Source organism: Rhodococcus mengyinensis, assembly GCF_048381435.1.
Classification (GTDB): domain Bacteria; phylum Actinomycetota; class Actinomycetes; order Mycobacteriales; family Mycobacteriaceae; genus Rhodococcus_F; species Rhodococcus_F opacus_D.
This window is the reverse complement of the sequence record NZ_JBLWIT010000156.1, coordinates 92,621-111,081: the sequence shown is the minus strand read 5'-3', so window position 1 is coordinate 111,081 and position 18,461 is coordinate 92,621. Positions and strand designations below refer to the sequence as shown.

Genomic DNA, 18,461 nt, shown 5'->3' with positions numbered 1-18,461 from the left:
ATTCCTCCGGGGCATGCTCTTAGCCGATCGTGTACAGATCTTCGGCTTCGTGTCCATCGGGAAAATCGTTAGGGGAGAACAATTCTTGCTTGTTGATCGCCGTATCTCGGCGACGCGCCAATGCTGTGAACAGCGCGATCGAGGCCTCGTTGTCGGGGCTGATCGTCGTTTCGAGATGGGTAATCCCTTCGGGTGCAAGTCGGTCGAGCAGCGCGCTCAGCATGCGACCTGCAATTCCCTTGCCGCGCTGGTCTGCGTCTACGGCGACTTGCCAGACGAACAGCGTCGCTGGGGATTCGGGGCGGATGAAGCCCGATACGAATCCCACGACGCGCTCGTCGACGACTGCGACGACCGACGAGCGGCTGAAATCTCTACACCACAACAGGTATGCGTAGCTCGAATTGAGATCGAGCACTTCCGTGTTCCTGGCGATCTCCCAGAGCCGGACTCCGTCAGTGATCTCTGGACTTCTGAACAACACCGCGTCCGGCGCGGTGGTCGGGATGGCACTCTTCTGAACAGGCGTCATTGGAAATTCGAACCTAACAACCATCCCCTTCGATTTCACGTGCCTCGCGAAATTGGACAGCTCAGGTGGCGGAGCTTTGCAGGTGAGACGTGCAAAGTGATGCTCATCACATTATGTAACTTTTGGGTGAACCGCAAGCGACACACTTCGCCTATTTGAGACTCGCGAGCGCGAAAGGGAGGACCGACGCGGCACCCGCCGCGCGGAGCGTCCGGGCGGCCATCGTGAGGGTCCAGCCGGTGTCCGTGAGGGTGTCGACGAGCAACACCGGTCCGGCGCCGGCAGGAAGGTCGGGGACCTCCCAGGCGTCGACGAGCCCGGCCACCCGGTAGGCGGAGTTGGCTGCGGACACCGGCGGATGCTCCGGGCGCAGCCGCAGAACTCCCAGGTCGGTGAGGCGTCCGACAGCGGCGAGCTGCCCCGCGATCGACGCCGACAGAAGGGGATGGGTGGCGGATTCGACCGCCATGACGGCGGTGGGCCGCTCGGCCCAGTCCCAGGAGGCCAGCACCTGGATGCAGGCCTTCAGGACGGCGTCGGGGGCAGGTCCGTCCGGTTCGTCGAGCAGGGCACGCAGCCGCTGTCCCCAGCCCAGGTCGGACAGCCGGCCCAGGACGCGCCCCGGTTCGGGGCCGTCCGTGATCTTCCCGGACAGCGCCACGCCGAGCTTCGCGAGGCCCGTAGGCCACTGTTTACGGGGCGCCACGTCCACGCCTGGGCGCTCGAGACGCGTTCTGGTCTGTTGCACCGCCTCGGCGTCCACGGTCGCGTCGTGGCGCACTCCGGTGCAGTTGTCGCACCGGCCGCACTCCGAGGTCCCCGCCGCCAGACCCGGATCGTCGAGCTGCTCGCGCAGGAACGCCATCCGGCACGTGCTGATCCGCTGGTAGTCGATCATCGCCTGCTGCTCCGACTCGCGGGCGCGTTCGAGGCGCTCGTACCGCTCGGCGTCGTACGTCCAGGGCTCCCCGGTGCCCACCCAGCCGCCGCGCACCCGGCGGACGGCCCCGTCCACGTCGAGCACCTTCAACACCATCTCCAGCCGGGTGCGGCCCAGCTCCACCAGCGGCTCGAGCGCCTGCGTGGACTGCGGCCGGTCGGTGTCGAGGACCTCGATCACCCGGCGTACCACGTGCTCCCGGGGGAACGCCACGGACGCGAAATAACTCCAGATCTGCTTGTCCTCGGATCCGGGCAGCAGGATGACCTCGGCGCGGTCGGTGGACCGTCCGGCGCGCCCGACCTGCTGGTAGTAGGAGATGGGGGACGACGGCGCACCGAGGTGCACGACGAACCCCAGGTCGGGTTTGTCGAACCCCATGCCGAGCGCGGACGTCGCCACGAGGGCCTTGACGCGGTTGCCGAGCAGGTCCTGCTCGAGGGTCTCGCGCTCGGCGGCATCGGTTTGCCCGGTGTACGCGGCGACCGTGTGCCCCTGCTCGGACAGCAGGCTCGCCAGATCCCGGGCCGCCGACACGGTGAGCGCGTAGATGATGCCCGAGCCGGGCAGGCTGTCGAGTTTCTGGGCGAGCCACGCGGCCCGGGCGGTGGCCTCCGGAATTTGCACGACCGACAGGTGCAGCGACTCCCGTTCGAGGCCGCCGCGGAGGACGAGGGTTTCGGCGCCGCCCACTCCGAGCTGCGTGGAGACGTCGGAGACGACGCGGTCGTTCGCCGTGGCCGTGGTGGCCAGCACGGGGATGCCTTCGCCCAGTTCGGCGATCAGTGTGCGGATCCGCCGGTAGTCGGGGCGGAAGTCGTGACCCCAGTCCGACACGCAGTGCGCCTCGTCGACCACGACGAGGCCCGCGTCGGCGGCGAGGGAGGGAAGGACCTGGTCGCGGAAGTCGGGATTGTTGAGACGCTCAGGGCTGACCAGCAGCACGTCCAGTTCGTTGTCGGCAACCCGGGCGTGGATGTCGTCCCACTCGGTGACGTTCCCGGAATTGATGGTGGCGGCGCGCACACCCGCCCGCTCGGCCGAGGCCACCTGGTTCCGCATGAGTGCCAGGAGCGGCGACACGATGACCGTGGGGCCGTGCCCGTGCGCCCGCAGGAGCTTCGCGGCGATGAAGTAGACCGCCGACTTGCCCCAGCCGGTCCGCTGGACGACCAGCGCCCGTCTGCGGCCCACCACGAGCGCCTCGATCGCCGTCCACTGGTCGTCGCGGAGGGTGGCGTGCTCGCCTGCCAGCTCGCGGAGCAGCCGTTCGGCCTCGTCACGGAGTGCGGGTTCGGTGGCGGTCGTCATGCCCCCATGGTGCACGACACGGGTGACACGGAGGATCCGGGCGACCGCAGGAGCTCGCTCAGGCGGGCAGCGCCGCCTCGATCTCGGCACGGGTGGGCGACGAGGTGGAGGCGCCTCGGCGGGTGGTGGCGAGCGCGCCCGCCGTGCACGCGAACGGGACGGCGGTCGCGGGCCCGCGTCGCCACGAGACGGCCAGGGCGCCGGCGAACGCGTCGCCCGCCCCGGTCGTGTCGACCACCTCGACCTCGGAGGAGTCGGTGTGGAGCGTTGGGCCGTCGCTGCCCGCGTAGTCCGCGCCCGACGACCCCAGCGTGGTCACGACGTGGGAGACGGCGCCGGTGACCTCGGCGCCGAGTTGCGCCGCCTCGGTCTGATTGACGAGGAGCACGTCGACCAGCTTGACGAGTTCGGCCGGAAGTGGCTGCACTGGTGACGGATTCAACATCACGACGGTGTCGTGTGCCGCGGCGTGTGCCGCCGCGGCAACGACGGTGCCCAGGGGGATCTCGAGTTGGCAGAGCAGGACGTCGGCGTCCGCGACGGCCGCGAGTTCGGCGGGGGTCAGATCCACCACGGTGCTGTTGGCGCCCGGAACCACGACGATGCTGTTCTCGCCGGCGGCGTCGACGGTGATCGCCGCGATCCCGCTCGGCCCGTCCACCTCACGCAGGTATCGCGTGTCGACCTCGGCGTCCACGAGGGCCTGCCGCAAGTCGAGAGCGAACACGTCGGAGCCGACGGCACCGATGAACGTCACGGCTCCGCCGGCCCTCGCGGCCGCGATCGCCTGGTTGGCGCCCTTGCCGCCGGGGGTGGCGGCAAAGGCGCTGCCCAGGATCGTCTCTCCCGGCGCGGGCAACCGTTCGGTCGCGGTCAGTAGGTCCATGTTGACGCTGCCGACCACGGCGACCCTGGGAGCGGACATACTCCGAGACTAGCCCGCGTCGGCGGCCGCCGTCTCCTGTGCGGGTGTTGCGGATGCGTCGCCCTTGGTGCGGCGGAGGCGCTTCAGGATGCGGCGGGCCTCGGCGTCCGTGGCCACGGCGGGCGGTGAACCCTCCAGTGGCTTCCGGGCGGTCTCGGAGATGAGCAGGACCGCGATACCGCCGACGACGGCCGCGACCATCATGTACATCGGCGCGACGAGGTCGCTGCCCGTCGCATCCTGCAACGCCGTGAGGACGAGGGGTGTGGTGCCACCGAAGATCGACACCGCGAGGTTGTAGCCGATCGCCAGGCCGCCGTAGCGGATTCCGGTGGGGAACAGCGCGGGTAGGACCGACGGGAAGACGCCGACGAACAGCAGCAGGAGACCGCCGAGCATCGCGAGGCCGAGGAAGACGGTGAAGTAGTGCCCGACACCGATCAGCAGGTACGCGGGCAGCGACAGCGCGAAGAATCCGACGAAACCGGCCAGCAGCAACGGTTTACGCCCGACCCGGTCGGACAGCTTCCCGACGAAGCTGATGCACACCATCATGATGAGCATCACGATGATCATGAGGACGAGGCCGTGCGACTCGTCGTAGCCGAGCGTGTTCGACAGGTACGTCGGCATGTAGCTGAGCAGGCCGTAGTGCGCGATGTTGTAGGTGGCGACCAGGATGACGCACAGCACCAGCGGGCGCCAGTTCTCCACCAGGGTCTCGCGCAGTTTGCGTCCCGTGGATTCGTCTGCGAGCGAACGCTCTTCGGCCTGCTCCATCTGCTGGAACGCGGGCGTCTCCTCGAGCCGCAGCCGCAGGTACAGGCCGATCAGGCCCAGCGGACCGGCGAGCAGGAACGGAATTCGCCACGCCCAGTCCACCAGAGCGTCGGCGCTGACCACGGTGCTGATGATGGTGACCAGACCCGCGGCCGCGACATACCCCGCGAGGGTTCCGAATTCGAGGAAGCTCGAGAAGAACCCGCGGCGCTTGTCCGGCGCGTACTCGGCGACGAACGTGCTGGCGCCGCCGTACTCGCCGCCCGTGGAGAATCCCTGCACGAGCCGGAACAGCACCAGCAGAATCGGCGCTGCGAGCCCGATGGATCCGTAACTCGGGATCAGGCCGATGGCGAAGGTGCTGCCCGCCATCAGGATGATCGTGGTGGCGAGCACCTTCTTGCGGCCGATCCGGTCACCGAGCGGACCGAAGAACAGTCCACCGAGGGGACGGACGATGAACGCCGCGGCGAAGATCGCGAACGTCGACAGCAGCTGTGCGGTGCCGCTCGCCTCGGGAAAGAAGACCTTGCCGATGGTGGTCGCGAGGTAGGCGTACACGCCGAAGTCGAACCACTCCATGGCGTTACCGAGCATGGTCGCCTTGACGGCCCGTTTGACGGAGGCCTCGTCGGTGACCGTGACATCAGGTGATTCGGCCACCTCGGCCGACGTGATCGAGTGATCTGGTGCATTCATGTCGTGCGCTCCCCAGCGCAGTTATCACCCGCGCGGGGCACGTACCTGATGCACGCATCTTTTCGTCGCCCGCACGGCGATTGCTGGTCGGGTTCGGCAGCCCACGGCCCTTCGGCGCGATGCGGCCCCCGCCGATCGGCTCTGGCTCGTGGCTCGGTCCCGCCCCACCGTCCGGGGTGCGGGACTACCAGCTGTAAGAGCGATTACCGTAGCAAAGGATACCGGGGCTTGTCGGCCCGAGCCTCAGTACGCCCGGGCGTACTGCGCCGGAATCTGCGGCGTCACCTGGGCATTCAATACCAGTGCGGCTTTTCGCGGCCAATACGGGTCGCGCAGCAGCTCGCGCCCGAGGAACACGGCGACGGCTTCTCCCGACTCCACGATCCGCTCGGCCTGCTCCGGCTCGGTGATGAGCCCGACGGCGGCGGCCGGGACCGTGGTCTCGTTCTGGATGCGACGGGCGAACGGGACCTGGTAGCCGGGCCCGATCGGGATCCGGGCGGAGGCGACGCCGCCGCTGGAGACGTCGACCAGGTCGACGCCGAGATCGGCGAGGGCCTGCACGAGGGAGACGGTCTGATCCGGCGTCCAGCTGTCCGCGTCGAGGCCGGGCTCCTCGGACAGCCAGTCGGTGGCCGAGACCCGGACGAACACGGGCAACTCGGCCGGCCACACCCCCCGTACCGCCTCGATGACCTCGAGCAGGAGGCGAATACGGCCCGCGAAGCTGCCGCCGTACTCGTCGGTGCGATGATTGCTGACCGGTGAGAGGAACTGGTGCAGCAGATAGCCGTGTGCCGCATGGATTTCCACCACCTTGAAACCAGCACGCGACGCCCGCTCGGCGGCGGCCGCGAAATCGGCGACCACCTTCCGGATGTCGTCGGTCGTCGCCGCGGCCGGCGGGGTGTGGTCGCCGAAACCGATCGCGCTCGGCGCCACCGTCTGCCAGGACAGCCGATCGTCGCCGTCGAGGCTCCCGCCCCCGCGCCACGGGACGTGCGCGGAGCCCTTGCGCCCGGCGTGACCGAGCTGGATGCCCGGGACCGCGCCGAAGTACTCGAGCTGTGCGTTGATCTCCGCGAAGGCCTCGGTCTGGGTGTCGTTCCAGATGCCGAGGTCGGCGGGACTGATGCGGCCCTCCGGGCTGACGGCCGTCGCCTCGGTGAGGATCAGGCCGGCACCGCCGATGGCGCGCGTCACGAGGTGCGTCCGGTGCCAGTCGTTGGGAACTCCCACGTCGCGGCCCGTCACGTCGGCCGAGTACTGGCACATCGGCGCCATCCACACCCGATTGGGGACGGTGACTCCGCGGAAGGTGATGGGTTCGAACAGCACGCTCACTACAGCACTCCTGCCTCTGATGGTCTCGACCAGTCGCAACCTGCGCGGGGGACCAAATCATTCCCAGTCGTTCCCGCTCCGCGGTGTACAGGCCCCGGTATATAGGCTGTCTTCATGACTGCAGTGACCTCCACCTCGTCGGCCGGTGCCGCGGTGGATACCCGTGAAGCCGTCCACGCAGCGGCCCGTCGCGCCCGCACCGCGTCGCGGGTCCTCGCGCTGCTCACCACCGCGCAGAAGGATGCGGCGCTCCATGCGGCGGCCGATGCCGTGCTCGCCGCCTCCGCCGACATCCTCGCCGCCAACGCCGCCGACATCGAGACGGCCAGGGCGTCGGGCACCGAGGACTCCCTGCTCGACCGCCTGCGGCTGACCCCGGAGCGCATCGAGGGGATCGCGTCCGGGCTGCGTCAGGTGGCCGGTCTGCCCGACCCGGTCGGTGAAGTGGTGCGCGGTTCGACCCTCCCGAACGGTCTCGAACTCCGTCAGCTGCGGGTTCCGCTCGGCGTGGTGGGCATGGTGTACGAGGCCCGCCCCAACGTCACCGTCGACGCGTTCGGGCTGGCACTCAAGTCCGGCAACGCAGCCCTGCTGCGCGGCTCCTCGTCCGCGGCGAAGTCGAACGCGGCGCTGGTCGTGGCGTTGCGGGCGTCGCTGGCGGCGCAGCAGCTGCCGGAGGACGCGGTGCAGTTGCTGCCGAGCGACGACCGCTCCAGCGTGACGCACCTGATCCAGGCCCGCGGCCTCGTGGACGTCGTCATTCCCCGCGGCGGCGCAGGCCTGATCAGCGCCGTGGTGCGCGATGCGACCGTCCCGACGATCGAGACGGGCGTCGGCAACTGCCACGTCTACGTCCACTCGGCGGCCGACCTGGAGATGGCCGAACGGATCCTGCTCAACTCCAAGACGCGGCGACCGAGTGTCTGCAACACCGCGGAGACGGTGCTGATCGACGCCGCGATCGCCGAGACGGCGGTGCCGAAGCTGCTGCAGGCCCTGCAGACGCACAGCGTGACGGTCCACGGGGATCTGCCGGGTCTGGTGCCCGCGACCGAGTCGGACTGGTCGGAGGAGTACCTCACCCTGGACGTGGCGCTCAAGGTGGTCGACGATCTGAACGCCGCGGTCGAGCACATCGACCGCTACGGGACCGGCCACACCGAGGCCATCGTGACGTCCGACCTCGCGGCCGCCCGCGAGTTCACCGCCCGGGTCGACGCCGCCGCCGTCATGGTCAACGCGTCCACCGCCTTCACCGACGGTGAACAGTTCGGATTCGGCGCCGAGATCGGGATCTCCACGCAGAAGCTGCACGCGCGCGGCCCGATGGGGCTCCCCGAACTGACGTCCACCAAGTGGATCGTCTGGGGTGACGGGCACACCCGCCCGGTCTAGGCGTTTCGCCCACCCCCTTTCCCTCAGCCCCTCTGCCCGTCACCCCTTCTGAAAGGAGCGAGCGTGGATCGCGCACTGCCCACCACGACGCCGTTCTTCGCGAGCGTCGACGACGTCATCGCTCGGCTCGCCGAAACCGGCTACCTGTCCGACAAGGGCACCGCGACCGCGGTGTTCCTCGCCGACAGGCTCGGAAAACCCCTGCTCATCGAGGGTCCCGCCGGCGTCGGCAAGACTGAACTCGCCCGCGCCGTCGCCGAGACCACCGGCGCCGAGCTGGTGCGGTTGCAGTGCTACGAGGGCGTCGACGAGGCGCGCGCGCTGTACGAGTGGAACCACGCGAAGCAGATTCTGCGCATCCAGGCGGGCAGCGACCACAGCTGGGACTCCACCAAGGCGGACGTCTTCTCGGAGGAGTTCCTGCTGTCTCGGCCGCTGCTGACCGCGATCCGGCGCGAGGACCCGACGGTGCTGCTGATCGACGAGACCGACAAGGCCGACGTCGAGATCGAGGGTCTGCTCCTCGAGGTGCTCAGCGATTTCGCGGTCACCGTCCCCGAACTGGGCACCATCACGGCCACGCGCAAGCCGTTCGTCGTCCTCACCTCGAACGCCACCCGTGAACTGTCCGAGGCGCTCAAGCGCCGCTGCCTGTTCCTGCATCTCGACTTCCCCGATGCCGAGCTCGAGCGGCGGATCCTGGCGAGCCGGGTGCCGGAGCTGCCCGAGGCGGTGGCCGAGCAGCTGGTCAGGACCATCCGCGTGCTGCGCGGCATGCAGCTGAAGAAGCTGCCCTCGGTTGCCGAGACCATCGACTGGGGTCGCACCCTCCTGGCGCTCGGGCTCGACACCCTCGACGACGACGCCGTGCGCGCCACGATGGGCGTCGTCCTCAAACACCAATCCGACCAGCTACGGGCCGCTGCCGAGCTGCGACTGAACTGAAGGACTTCCCCATGGCTGCTGGTGGTCCACTCGCGTCCCGGTCGAAGCCGGGCGGTCCCGCGGCGCCGCACGGGCTGCCGGGGCATCTCGTCGACTTCGTCGAGGCGTTGCGGCGGCGCGGCATCACGGTCGGTCCGTCCGAGACGGTCGACGCCGGTCAGGTGATGTCGGTCCTCGATCTGCTCGACCGCGAATCGTTGCGCGAGGGGCTTGCGTGCGCGCTGCTGCGGCGGCCCACCCACCGGCCCACGTTCGACGCGTTGTTCGAACTCTGGTTCCCGGCGGCGGTCGGAAGCCGGGCGGACGGGGCGATCGACACGAGTCTGCCGCGGAACGGGAAGGGTGAGATCGACTACGAGGCGCTGCGCGAGCTGATCGTCGAACTCCTCACCGACGGATCACCGGAGGCGATCGAGCTCACCGAGCTCCTGACCGCGCAGATGGTCGAGGAACTCGGCCAGTACCAGTCGGCGAACGGCCCGTCGTTCTCCGCGTACCAGGCGCTGCGGGACGTCGCGCCGGAAACCCTGCTGAAGAAGATCCTCGACGGACTCCTGGGGAATCAGCAGGACGGCGAAGCCCGAACGACGGAAAGCTACGAATCCGAGGTGGCCAAGCGCACCGCCGCCCAGCGGATCGCCGACTTCCGGAAGATGATCGAGAAGGAGACGCGGCGACGGTCGGCCGAGAACCTCGGCAAGGAGCGGGTGGCGTCGTACGGCGTGCCCCGGCTGGCCGAGGAAGTCGACTTCCTCCGCGCGTCCGACGCCGAACTGACGGCACTGAAACGCAACGTCACCCCGCTGGCCCGGCTGCTCGCCAGCCGCCTGGCCGTGCGGCGTAGCCGCAACCGGGCCGGTTCGATCGACCTGCGGCGGACCTTGCGCAAGTCGATGTCCACCGGCGGAGTGCCCATCGACCTCGTCCAGCGCAAGCCCCGCCGGGCGCGTCCCGAACTGGTCGTGATGTGCGACGTCTCGGGTTCGGTCGCCGGTTTCAGCCACTTCACCCTGTTGCTCGTCCACGCGCTGCGCGAACAGTTCTCCCGGGTGCGGGTGTTCGCGTTCATCGACACCACCGACGAGGTCACCCGCTTCTTCGATGCGGGGGCCGACCTCGGCAGCGCCATGTCGCGGATGATCCGGGAAGCCGACCTGGTCGGCTACGACGGGCACTCCGACTACGGCAACGCGTTCGGGGTGTTCGCCGAGCGGTTCACCCAGAGCATCACCTCGCGGACATCGCTGCTGGTGCTCGGCGACGGCCGCAACAACTACCGCGACCCGAATCTGGAGGCCCTGGCCCGCCTCGTATCGGTGGCGAAACACGCGCACTGGCTCAACCCGGAGCCCCGCGGCCAGTGGGGAACGGGCGACTCGGCGGCCAAGGTGTACAACGAGGTCATCAGCATGCACGAATGCCGATCCGCTCAGCAGCTGGCGTCGGTGGTCGCCGGGTTGCTGCCGGTGTGAACACGTAAGCTCGGCACTCGTGGAACAGGGAGCAGCGGGCGCGCGTCGGCGCCGCCTCGGAGTCATGGGCGGCACCTTCGACCCCATTCATCACGGTCACCTCGTGGCGGCCAGCGAGGTGGCGGATCGATTCAGCCTCGACGAGGTCGTCTTCGTGCCCACCGGACGTCCGTGGCAGAAGCAGGGCAAGGGCGTCAGCCCCGCCGAGGACCGGTACCTGATGACGGTCATCGCCACCGCGTCGAACCCGCGTTTCTCCGTCAGCCGGGTGGACGTCGACCGGGAGAAGGTCACCTACACCGTCGACACTCTGCGTGATCTGCGCAGCTACCACCCGGACGCCGAGCTGTACTTCATTACCGGTGCGGACGCCCTGGCGAGTATCCTGTCCTGGCAGGACTGGGAGGAACTGTTCTCGCTGGCGAAGTTCGTCGGGGTGTCGCGCCCGGGATTCGATCTCAACACCGAACATCTGGCCGGTCACCTGGACGCATTGCCGGAGGACGCGGTCACGCTGATCGAGATCCCGGCTCTGGCGATCTCCTCGACGGAATGTCGGCGGCGGGCCAGTCGACACCGTCCTGTGTGGTACCTCGTGCCGGACGGTGTGGTCCAGTACATCTCCAAACGGAACCTGTACAGGCCACCGGACTCCGAGCGTCTCGACGGCGCGACGACGATGTCCGAACCGGCCCCGGACAAGACCAAGAGTTAGTCAGCACTTTTCGAACCGAACTGGGAGAACATCGCGTGAGCGCAACGACCGAAGCCATCGAGATGGCACGCATCGCGGCAGTGGCTGCCGACGAGAAGCTGGCCTCCGATGTGGTGGTGCTCGATGTTTCCGAGCAGCTGGTCATCACCGACTGCTTCGTCATCGCCTCCGCCCCCAACGAGCGACAGGTCAACGCGATCGTCGAGAACATCGAAGATCGGCTGCGTGAGGCAGGTCACAAGCCGGTGCGGCGCGAGGGCACCCGCGAAGGCCGTTGGGCACTGCTCGATTTCGTCGACGTCGTGATCCACGTCCAGCACAACGAGGAGCGCAACTTCTACGCACTCGACCGGCTGTGGAAGGACTGCCCGACCGTGCCCGTCGAGGGTCTCGGGCAGCACGGCCCGGCCGACGCGAACGGTGCGGGCACCGCCGCCCAGGCGGAGGAGTCCGAGCTGTGACGGATGCCCCCCGTGCCCCGCGACGTCTGATCCTGCTCCGCCACGGGCAGACCGAGTACAACGCCGACAACCGCATGCAAGGACAGCTCGACACCGAACTGTCGGAGCTGGGTCGGTCGCAGGCCCGCGCCGCCGCCGGCGCGCTCGTCGGTCGCAGACCGATCTCCATCGTGTCCTCCGATCTGCGGCGGGCCTACGACACCGCAGTCGAGGTCGGCGACAACGCCGGTCTGCCGGTGCAGATCGACGAGCGCCTCCGCGAGACGCACCTCGGTGACTGGCAGGGGCTCACGCACCTCGACGTCGACGCGCGCGCACCCGGCGCCCGCGCCACGTGGCGCGGCGACGCGACGTGGGCACCGCCCGGCGGGGAGAGTCGCATCGACGTCGCACGCCGCAGCAAGCCGGTGGTCGCCGAACTCGTCGAGAAGCACGAGGACTGGGCGGAGAAGCCGGTGGTCCTGGTCGCGCACGGCGGTGTGATCGCCGCGCTGACCGCCGCACTGCTGGATCTGCCCGTCGACCGCTGGCCGGTGCTGGGCGGGCTGGGCAACACCAGCTGGGTACAGCTGAGTGCGTACGGAAACCCCGATTCGCTCAACTGGCGCCTCGACGTGTGGAACGCTTCTGCGAGTGTGGCCAGTGACGTCCTCTGACGCGGGTGCCGGTCCCGGGGAACGCCCCGTACTGCTCGTGCTCGCCGACTCGCTGTCGTACTACGGTCCCAAGGGCGGTCTCCCGTCCGACCACCCCGACATCTGGCCCAATATCGTTGCACGTCAACTCGGTTGGGATGTCGAGTTGGTGGCGCGGATCGGGTGGACCAGCCGCGACGTGTGGTGGGCGCTGACCCAGGACCCACGCGTGTGGTCGGCGGTTCCCCGCGCCGGTGCCGTCGTGTTCGCGGTCGGCGGCATGGACTCCCTTCCGTCCCCGCTCCCGACGGCGCTGCGGGAACAATTGCGTTACGTCCGCCCACCCGCGCTGCGCCGCGTCGTGCGGGCCGGCTACCAGTGGCTTCAGCCCAGGCTGTCCCCGCTGGGGTGGCCGGTGGCGTTGCCCCCGCGGCTGAGTGTCGAATATCTGGAGAGCTCCCGGGCAGCGCTCGAGTACATGCGTCCCGAGCTGCCCGTCATCGGCACCCTGCCGTCCGTGCATCGCAGCGAGGCCTACGGCAAGGTGCACGCGGGTCGCCCCGGTGCCGTTGCCGCCATCACCGCGTGGTCGGAGGAGAAGAACGTGCCCCTCGTCGACCTCGCGGAGGCGGTGCGCGCCAACGTCTTCAGCGATCAGGGTAATCCGGACGGCATCCACTGGGGCTGGGACGGACACACCGAGGTGGCCACGGCGATGCTGACCGCGCTCCGCGCGGCGGGTGTCGTTCCGGACTCCGCCGAGGGTGCGGTTCCGGCCGACCCGGTGTCGAGCGGAGCCGAGTAGTCCGATGCCCGTCGTCGTCGTCACCGATTCTTCGGCCTCGATCCTGCCCGAACTCGTCGAGCAGTACGGGATCCAGGTGGTCCCGCTCCACGTCCTCAGCGGTGGCCAGGATTTCCGGGAGGGAATCGACCAGCTCCCCGAGGACCTTGCCGGTGTCACCACGTCGGGCGCGTCGCCGAGCGAACTGTCCGAGGCATACGCGACAGCGCTGGAGCTCAGTGAGGGCGCAGGCGTTCTCGCGGTGCACATCTCCCGCCAGCTGTCCGGCACGTGGGAGGCGGGCCGCCAGGCGGCGCAGGAATTCGGCGGGCGGGTGCGGATCGTCGACTCCCAGTCCGCCGGAATGGGATTGGGCTACCCGGTGCTCGAGGCCGCGCGGGCCGCGAAAGACGGTGCGAACCTCGAGACCGCGTACCGGCGGGCGGTCGACGTCGCGAGCCGCGGGCGTTGCCTGATCGTGGTGGACAGGCTCGATCAGTTGCGTCGCGGAGGCCGCATCGGCACCGCCGCCGCGCTGCTCGGCACCGCACTGGCGATGAAACCGGTGCTGCATCTCGTGGACGGCCGGCTGGTTCTGAAGGAGAAGACGCGCACCTCGACCAAGGCGATGGCCAGGATGGTCGACGCCGCGGTGGAGCTGGCAGGTCTGGACAGGACGGCCGTCGCTGTGCATCACATGCATGCCCGGCAGCGCGCCGAGGCGGTGGCACAGCACCTGAAGGACCGGATTCCGCAGGTCAGTGATCTCGTCGTCACCGATTTCAGCTCGGTGATCGGTGCCCACGTCGGGGTGGGCGCCATCGGCATCGTGCTGTGCCCGGAACCCACCCTGCACCACGAAGACCGCGATTCATCCACAACGTCGCACTGATCCACAGGCCGATTCGGAAAGCCTGGTCGTCGCGGCAATTCGGTGGGCGGCGCACTCTACCGTCGCGTCCATGGGCATCAGGGAAGAACGTTCGAGGGGCCGGACGCGGCTCGCGTTCCTGACGTCGGGGGAACGCGATGCGGCGCAGCCCGACACACCGTCGGAGCCGGAGTGGCTGGCAGAGCCGATCGGGACCGTCCTCGACGGCGACACGACGTGGTCCGCCGAACGCCGGGGTGGATTCTCGCTGCCGGATCGGTGGCGGGACGCACGATTCGATCCCGGGCGTTCCGGGGCGCTGGTGCTCGTCGTAATGGGGATCGTCGTTGCGACGGCCGCTGTGCTGGGAGTGCGCAGCGATCGGCCGGAGACACAGGCCGTTCCGTCGTTACCCGCAGCCGGGGTGCATTCCCTGACTCCGGCGCCGGTGACGACGGCTCCCGCCCCGGCGGCGTCGGCACCCGCGCCGGCGGAGGAGATCGTCGTCAGCGTCGTGGGACTGGTGGCGTCGGCCGGTCTCGTCCGGCTACCGCCGGGCTCCCGGGTCGCGGATGCCCTCGCTGCTGCCGGGGGAGTGCGCGACGGCGGTGACACCCTCGGATTGAATCTGGCTCAACGACTTTCGGACGGCGACCAGGTGCTGGTGGGTGCCGCGACCACCCAGGCGCCACCGAGCGCGGTGGGCGGCGCCGCCGCGGGATCGCCGGGGACCGCAGGCGCAGCGGCGGCCACGGGCAGAGGGCTCGTGAACCTCAACACGGCGACCGAGACCGAGCTCGACGCACTTCCCGGTGTCGGGCCCGTCACGGCGGCGGCGATCGTCGCGTGGCGCACGACCAACGGCACGTTCACCGACATCGCGCAACTGGGGGAGGTGGACGGGATAGGGCCGGTGCGGCTGGAGAAACTGCGCGGCCAGGTCACCCTGTGATGCCCGGCGACGAACCGCGTCTTCTCGACCTGCGGCTACTGCCGTTCGCCGGGATGTGCTGGGCGGCAACGCTGATCGGCATCCTCGGAGGCTCCCGGGCGGCATGGGTCCTCGTGGCGACCCTGTCGGGAGCGGCAGTTCTCCTCGCCGCGGGACGCGCCCTGCGGGGACCGGGCCGGTGGACGGCCGCGACGTTGGCGGTCCTGCTGTTCGGGTCCTGCTGCGCCGCCGGGGTTGCCTGGCGGGTTCAGGCCGTGGAGCGGCACCCGATGACCGAACTCGCCCGGAACGAGACGTGGGTGACGCTCGTCGTCACCCTCGTCGACGATCCCCGGGAGATCGCCGGCTTCGGACGGCACGTCCTCGTGAACGCGAACGTCGTCGAGATCCGCCGGGCCACCGAGACGATCCACTCGGGCGGTGCGGTGGTCGTCCTCGCCCCGGCGGAGGGGTGGCTCGGACTGCTGCCGGGACAGGACGTGGTCCTGCGCGGGCAGGCGAGCCCTCCGCGGCACCGGGATCTGAGCCTGGCCACGGTCCGGGTGTCCGGACCGCCCGCGGACGTCGGTCCCGCGCCCCCGCATCAGCGGTGGGCCGGCGCCCTGCGTGCGCGGTTCGCCGCTGCCGCCGCCGTCCTGCCTGCCGACGAGGCAGGACTGCTGCCGGGGCTGGTGGTCGGCGACACCTCCGCGCTGTCCCGGGAGGTGAAGGACGACTTCACCGCGTCCGGGTTGACGCATCTCACGGCGGTGTCCGGGGCGAACGTCAGCATCCTGCTGGGAGCGGTGCTGCTCCTGGTCCGAGCGGTGGGGCTCGGTCCCCGCGCGGGTGCGGCGCTGGCCGCCGCGGCCCTGATCGCATTCGTGGTGATCGCGCGACCGTCACCCAGCGTGCTGCGCGCCGCGGCGATGGGCTCGGTCGCCCTGCTGGCGCTCGTGACCGGACGGCGGAAACAGGCGATGCCCGCGCTCGCGGCCGGGGTCATCGCCCTGCTGGCGTGGTCACCGGAGTTGGCGGTGAACTTCGGCTTCGTTCTCTCGGCGACCGCCACCGCAGGATTGATCGTGATCGCGCCGGTCTGGGTCGACATGCTGGTGGGCCGCGGCTGGCCGCGGGCGGTGGCCGAGACGGTGGCGGTGTCCGTCGCCGCCTTCGCCGTCACCGCTCCGATCGTCGCCGCGATGGCCGGGACGGTGAGCCTGGTGTCCGTCTGCGCGAACATCCTGGTCGCCCCCGTGGTCGGCGTGATCACCGTGGCCGGAGCGATCACCGCGCTGATCGCGGGGGTCAGTGTTCCCGTCGCGGAAGTGGTGGTGCGCGTGACCCAGTGGCCGCTGTGGTGGCTCGTCACCGTCGCCGAGCGGGGCGCGCGGATTCCCGGAGCCTCGATTGCGGTGCCCTCCGGGCCCGCCGGTGCGGCGATCGTGCTCGGTGCCGTCGCGGCGCTCGGTGTGACGCTGCGCAGACGCGGACCGCGGCTGGTGCTGGCGGGGATCGCGATCGGTGTGCTGGTGCTGTGGGCGCCGGTCTGGCCGTCGTCGCTGGGTCGCCTTGTGTGAGCGCGCCCGAATCCGGGAAACCTTCGCAGAACTCGAGGAAAGGGACGACGACATGCAGGTGGGGTTCAAGCTGATGGCCGAGACGTTCGATCCGCGGGAGATCGTGCGGCAGGCGGTGGAGGCCGAACGCGCCGGCTTCGACTTCGTCGAGGTGAGCGATCACTATCACCCCTGGCTCTACAGCCACGGTCATTCGGGATTCGTGTGGTCGATGCTCGCGGCCGCCGCGGCACGGACCGACCGGATCGGTCTGGCGACCGGCGTCACCTGCCCGTTCGTCCGATATCACCCCGCGATCATCGCGCAGGCCGCGGCCACGACCGCCGTCCTCAGCGAGGGCCGGTTCACCTTGGGACTCGGTTCGGGGGAACGGCTGAACGAACATGTCGTCGGTGGCGGATGGCCGTCGGTGACCATCCGGCACCAGATGCTCCGTGAGGCGATCGACATCATCCGCCTGCTGTGGTCGGGCGGCTACCACTCGTACGAGGGCAAACACCTCACTCTCGACGACGCCCGCGTGTTCGATCTCCCCGACGTGCCGCCCACGATCGCCGTCGCGGCCGGCGGCACGGAGGCCGTCGGGATCGCCGCGGAACTCGGCGACGGACTGTTCGCCACCGAAGCGGATCCGGACCTGGTGAAGGCCTACGCCGGGGCCGGTGGGTCGGGGCCCAGATACGGGGAGGTGCCCCTCGCGTGGGCTCGTGACGAGGAATCTGCGGTCGAGTCGGCGCACCGGTTGTTCCGGTTCGGGTTGACCGGATGGAAGGTTCAAGCGGAACTGCCGAATCCGATCAACTTCGAGGCAGCAGCGTCGTCGATCCGCACCGAGGACGTCCGCGACGCCATGGCCTGCGGGCCGGATGTCCGGCGGCACCTCGAGGTGGCAGGCACCTTCGTCGATGCCGGGTTCGATCATTTGGCGCTGATCAACGCGGGGCCGGACGTCGACGGCTTCTTCGAGTTCTTCGCCAACGAGTTGAGTGAGCCGCTGCGGGCGCTGACGGATTCCTGATATCGGCTGTGCCGCTGTAACTTTCGTCTCGTGGGCGCGCCGCTCGACACGCTCGGCGCGACCGGGGCGGAACGGGTTCTGTATCGTTTCGACTTCGATTCCCGATGTGCATATGCGACACCGAAACACCGACTACCATCCGGTGGCAGATGCCTGAGGTGAACGGTCTTGGAACGCACCCGCATTGGAGGGCGAATGTCGGAATCGGAGCGGACAGATCTCGATGTGGACGACGAACTCGACGCCGGGCAGGTGTGGAGAGCGCAGCGGGTCGTTGCCGCCCAGTCACTCGACGCCGAAGACTGCCGCATGCTCCTGTCCATGCTCGGCATCGCGGGTAACCCCGATGCACCGGAGGCGGACTGACGGCGGTCAGGTCACCTTCCGGTGATGGTGAGCGACGATTTCCTGCGCCACCGTCGCCAGTTTGAGGTTCATGTCCTGCGAGGTGGTGCGGAGAATCTCCATCGCCTGAGTCTCGGGAATGTTGTGGAACGCCATCAGCAGTCCCACCGCCTTCCCGATTTCACGGTTGCTGGCCAGGCCTGCCCGCAGTGTCTCGGCCTCGGCGTGCTCGTGGACGGCCGCCAGCGCCACCGCCGCGAACGATGCGAGCATGATGCCCTGATCGACGGACGTGGTGTTCAGCGCTCCCGCCGTGTCGGAGAACAGATTGAGGGCGCCGACCTTGCGTCCGAGGATGACGAGTCGGAATCCGGCGGCACCGCGCACCGGTGTGTGGGCCAGCACCCGCGCCGACAGCCGCGGCCACTGCGACGTGGTGGCGAGGTCCGTCTCGAACTGGGGAGTGTCGCTGACGATGGCATCGACGCACGGTCCCTCGTTCTCGCTGCGCTCGAACTCGTCGACACGGAAGGCCACGTCGTCGCTCGCCGCGGCCGTCACATAGCGGGATCCCTCCCGGAGCATCAGGCTCGCGTGGTCACAGCCCTCGACGAGCAGCGGCGCGGCGTCGCAGATGGCTTGGTGGACGTGCCCGAAATCCTGGCCTGCGTAGAGAAGATCGGCGAGGGTCGCGAACGTCGCGGCCGACCTGCCGACCGCCTGCGAGCGCGTCGTCTCGGGCACTGTCTCTCGCATCGGTTCCTCCAGCGTGCGGGCA

Annotated in this window: 18 protein-coding genes; 12 read left to right on the top strand and 6 right to left on the bottom strand. The window is 69.3% G+C overall.

Going from position 1 to position 18,461, the window contains the following annotated elements; translation table 11 throughout:
* Positions 1-19: 19 nt before the first annotated feature.
* From ectA to ACNJ7E_RS41685, 5 genes are all read right to left on the bottom strand, one after another.
* The gene (gene ectA, locus ACNJ7E_RS41705; protein ID WP_009474013.1) at positions 20-532 is read right to left on the bottom strand and encodes a diaminobutyrate acetyltransferase; all 513 of its coding nucleotides are present in this window, start codon (positions 530-532) and stop codon (positions 20-22) included.
* A 151-nt stretch (positions 533-683) separates the two neighbouring features.
* Positions 684-2,783: a RecQ family ATP-dependent DNA helicase gene (locus tag ACNJ7E_RS41700; RefSeq protein ID WP_418342544.1), complete on the bottom strand. Its 2,100-nt coding sequence runs from the start codon at positions 2,781-2,783 to the stop codon at positions 684-686.
* 58 nt (positions 2,784-2,841) lie between these two features.
* On the bottom strand, positions 2,842-3,708 hold the full coding sequence (locus tag ACNJ7E_RS41695; protein ID WP_280782396.1) for a ribokinase: 867 nt from the start codon (positions 3,706-3,708) through the stop codon (positions 2,842-2,844).
* Positions 3,709-3,717: 9 nt separating this feature from the next.
* Positions 3,718-5,187: an MFS transporter gene (locus ACNJ7E_RS41690; RefSeq protein WP_280782397.1), complete on the bottom strand. Its 1,470-nt coding sequence runs from the start codon at positions 5,185-5,187 to the stop codon at positions 3,718-3,720.
* Positions 5,188-5,430: 243 nt separating this feature from the next.
* Positions 5,431-6,531, bottom strand: a complete 1,101-nt coding sequence (locus ACNJ7E_RS41685) for an NADH:flavin oxidoreductase/NADH oxidase (RefSeq protein WP_418342543.1) — start codon at positions 6,529-6,531, stop codon at positions 5,431-5,433.
* 114 nt (positions 6,532-6,645) lie between these two features.
* Between ACNJ7E_RS41685 and ACNJ7E_RS41680 the strand changes: the two genes are divergently transcribed.
* The 12 genes from ACNJ7E_RS41680 (at position 6,646) to ACNJ7E_RS41625 (ending at position 17,704) form a co-directional block, all read left to right on the top strand.
* Complete coding sequence (locus tag ACNJ7E_RS41680; RefSeq protein ID WP_280782399.1) at positions 6,646-7,926, top strand: glutamate-5-semialdehyde dehydrogenase; 1,281 nt, start codon at positions 6,646-6,648, stop codon at positions 7,924-7,926.
* A gap of 63 nt (positions 7,927-7,989) precedes the next feature.
* Entirely contained in the window at positions 7,990-8,871 is an 882-nt protein-coding gene (locus tag ACNJ7E_RS41675; RefSeq protein ID WP_005261286.1) for an AAA family ATPase, read from the top strand.
* Positions 8,872-8,882: 11 nt separating this feature from the next.
* Complete coding sequence (locus tag ACNJ7E_RS41670) at positions 8,883-10,343, top strand: vWA domain-containing protein (RefSeq protein WP_283333618.1); 1,461 nt, start codon at positions 8,883-8,885, stop codon at positions 10,341-10,343.
* Positions 10,344-10,407: 64 nt separating this feature from the next.
* Complete coding sequence (gene nadD, locus ACNJ7E_RS41665) at positions 10,408-11,058, top strand: nicotinate-nucleotide adenylyltransferase (RefSeq protein ID WP_005261284.1); 651 nt, start codon at positions 10,408-10,410, stop codon at positions 11,056-11,058.
* 35 nt (positions 11,059-11,093) lie between these two features.
* On the top strand, positions 11,094-11,519 hold the full coding sequence (gene rsfS / locus ACNJ7E_RS41660; RefSeq protein ID WP_105415022.1) for a ribosome silencing factor: 426 nt from the start codon (positions 11,094-11,096) through the stop codon (positions 11,517-11,519).
* On the top strand, positions 11,516-12,175 hold the full coding sequence (locus tag ACNJ7E_RS41655) for a histidine phosphatase family protein (RefSeq protein WP_280782402.1): 660 nt from the start codon (positions 11,516-11,518) through the stop codon (positions 12,173-12,175). The genes rsfS and ACNJ7E_RS41655 overlap by 4 nt, the downstream gene beginning before the upstream one ends.
* Entirely contained in the window at positions 12,162-12,959 is a 798-nt protein-coding gene (gene octT / locus ACNJ7E_RS41650; protein WP_418342542.1) for a diglucosylglycerate octanoyltransferase, read from the top strand. The genes ACNJ7E_RS41655 and octT overlap by 14 nt, the downstream gene beginning before the upstream one ends.
* Before the next feature lie 4 nt (positions 12,960-12,963).
* Positions 12,964-13,830 carry a DegV family protein gene (locus ACNJ7E_RS41645; RefSeq protein ID WP_280782404.1) on the top strand — a complete coding sequence of 289 codons (867 nt, stop codon included), beginning with the start codon at positions 12,964-12,966 and terminating at the stop codon, positions 13,828-13,830.
* A 70-nt stretch (positions 13,831-13,900) separates the two neighbouring features.
* On the top strand, positions 13,901-14,761 hold the full coding sequence (locus ACNJ7E_RS41640) for a ComEA family DNA-binding protein (RefSeq protein WP_418342541.1): 861 nt from the start codon (positions 13,901-13,903) through the stop codon (positions 14,759-14,761).
* Positions 14,761-16,320, top strand: a complete 1,560-nt coding sequence (locus tag ACNJ7E_RS41635; RefSeq protein ID WP_418342540.1) for a ComEC/Rec2 family competence protein — start codon at positions 14,761-14,763, stop codon at positions 16,318-16,320. Before ACNJ7E_RS41640 ends, ACNJ7E_RS41635 begins: the two co-directional genes overlap by 1 nt.
* 52 nt (positions 16,321-16,372) lie before the next feature.
* Positions 16,373-17,338: an LLM class F420-dependent oxidoreductase gene (locus tag ACNJ7E_RS41630; protein ID WP_280782407.1), complete on the top strand. Its 966-nt coding sequence runs from the start codon at positions 16,373-16,375 to the stop codon at positions 17,336-17,338.
* 195 nt (positions 17,339-17,533) lie between these two features.
* The gene (locus ACNJ7E_RS41625) at positions 17,534-17,704 is read left to right on the top strand and encodes a hypothetical protein (RefSeq protein ID WP_198602055.1); all 171 of its coding nucleotides are present in this window, start codon (positions 17,534-17,536) and stop codon (positions 17,702-17,704) included.
* A 6-nt stretch (positions 17,705-17,710) separates the two neighbouring features.
* Here ACNJ7E_RS41625 and ACNJ7E_RS41620 read toward each other — a convergent pair whose 3' ends face one another.
* Positions 17,711-18,439, bottom strand: coding sequence for a GAF and ANTAR domain-containing protein (locus ACNJ7E_RS41620; RefSeq protein ID WP_280782408.1), 729 nt, complete (start codon positions 18,437-18,439; stop codon positions 17,711-17,713).
* Positions 18,440-18,461 lie beyond the last annotated feature (22 nt).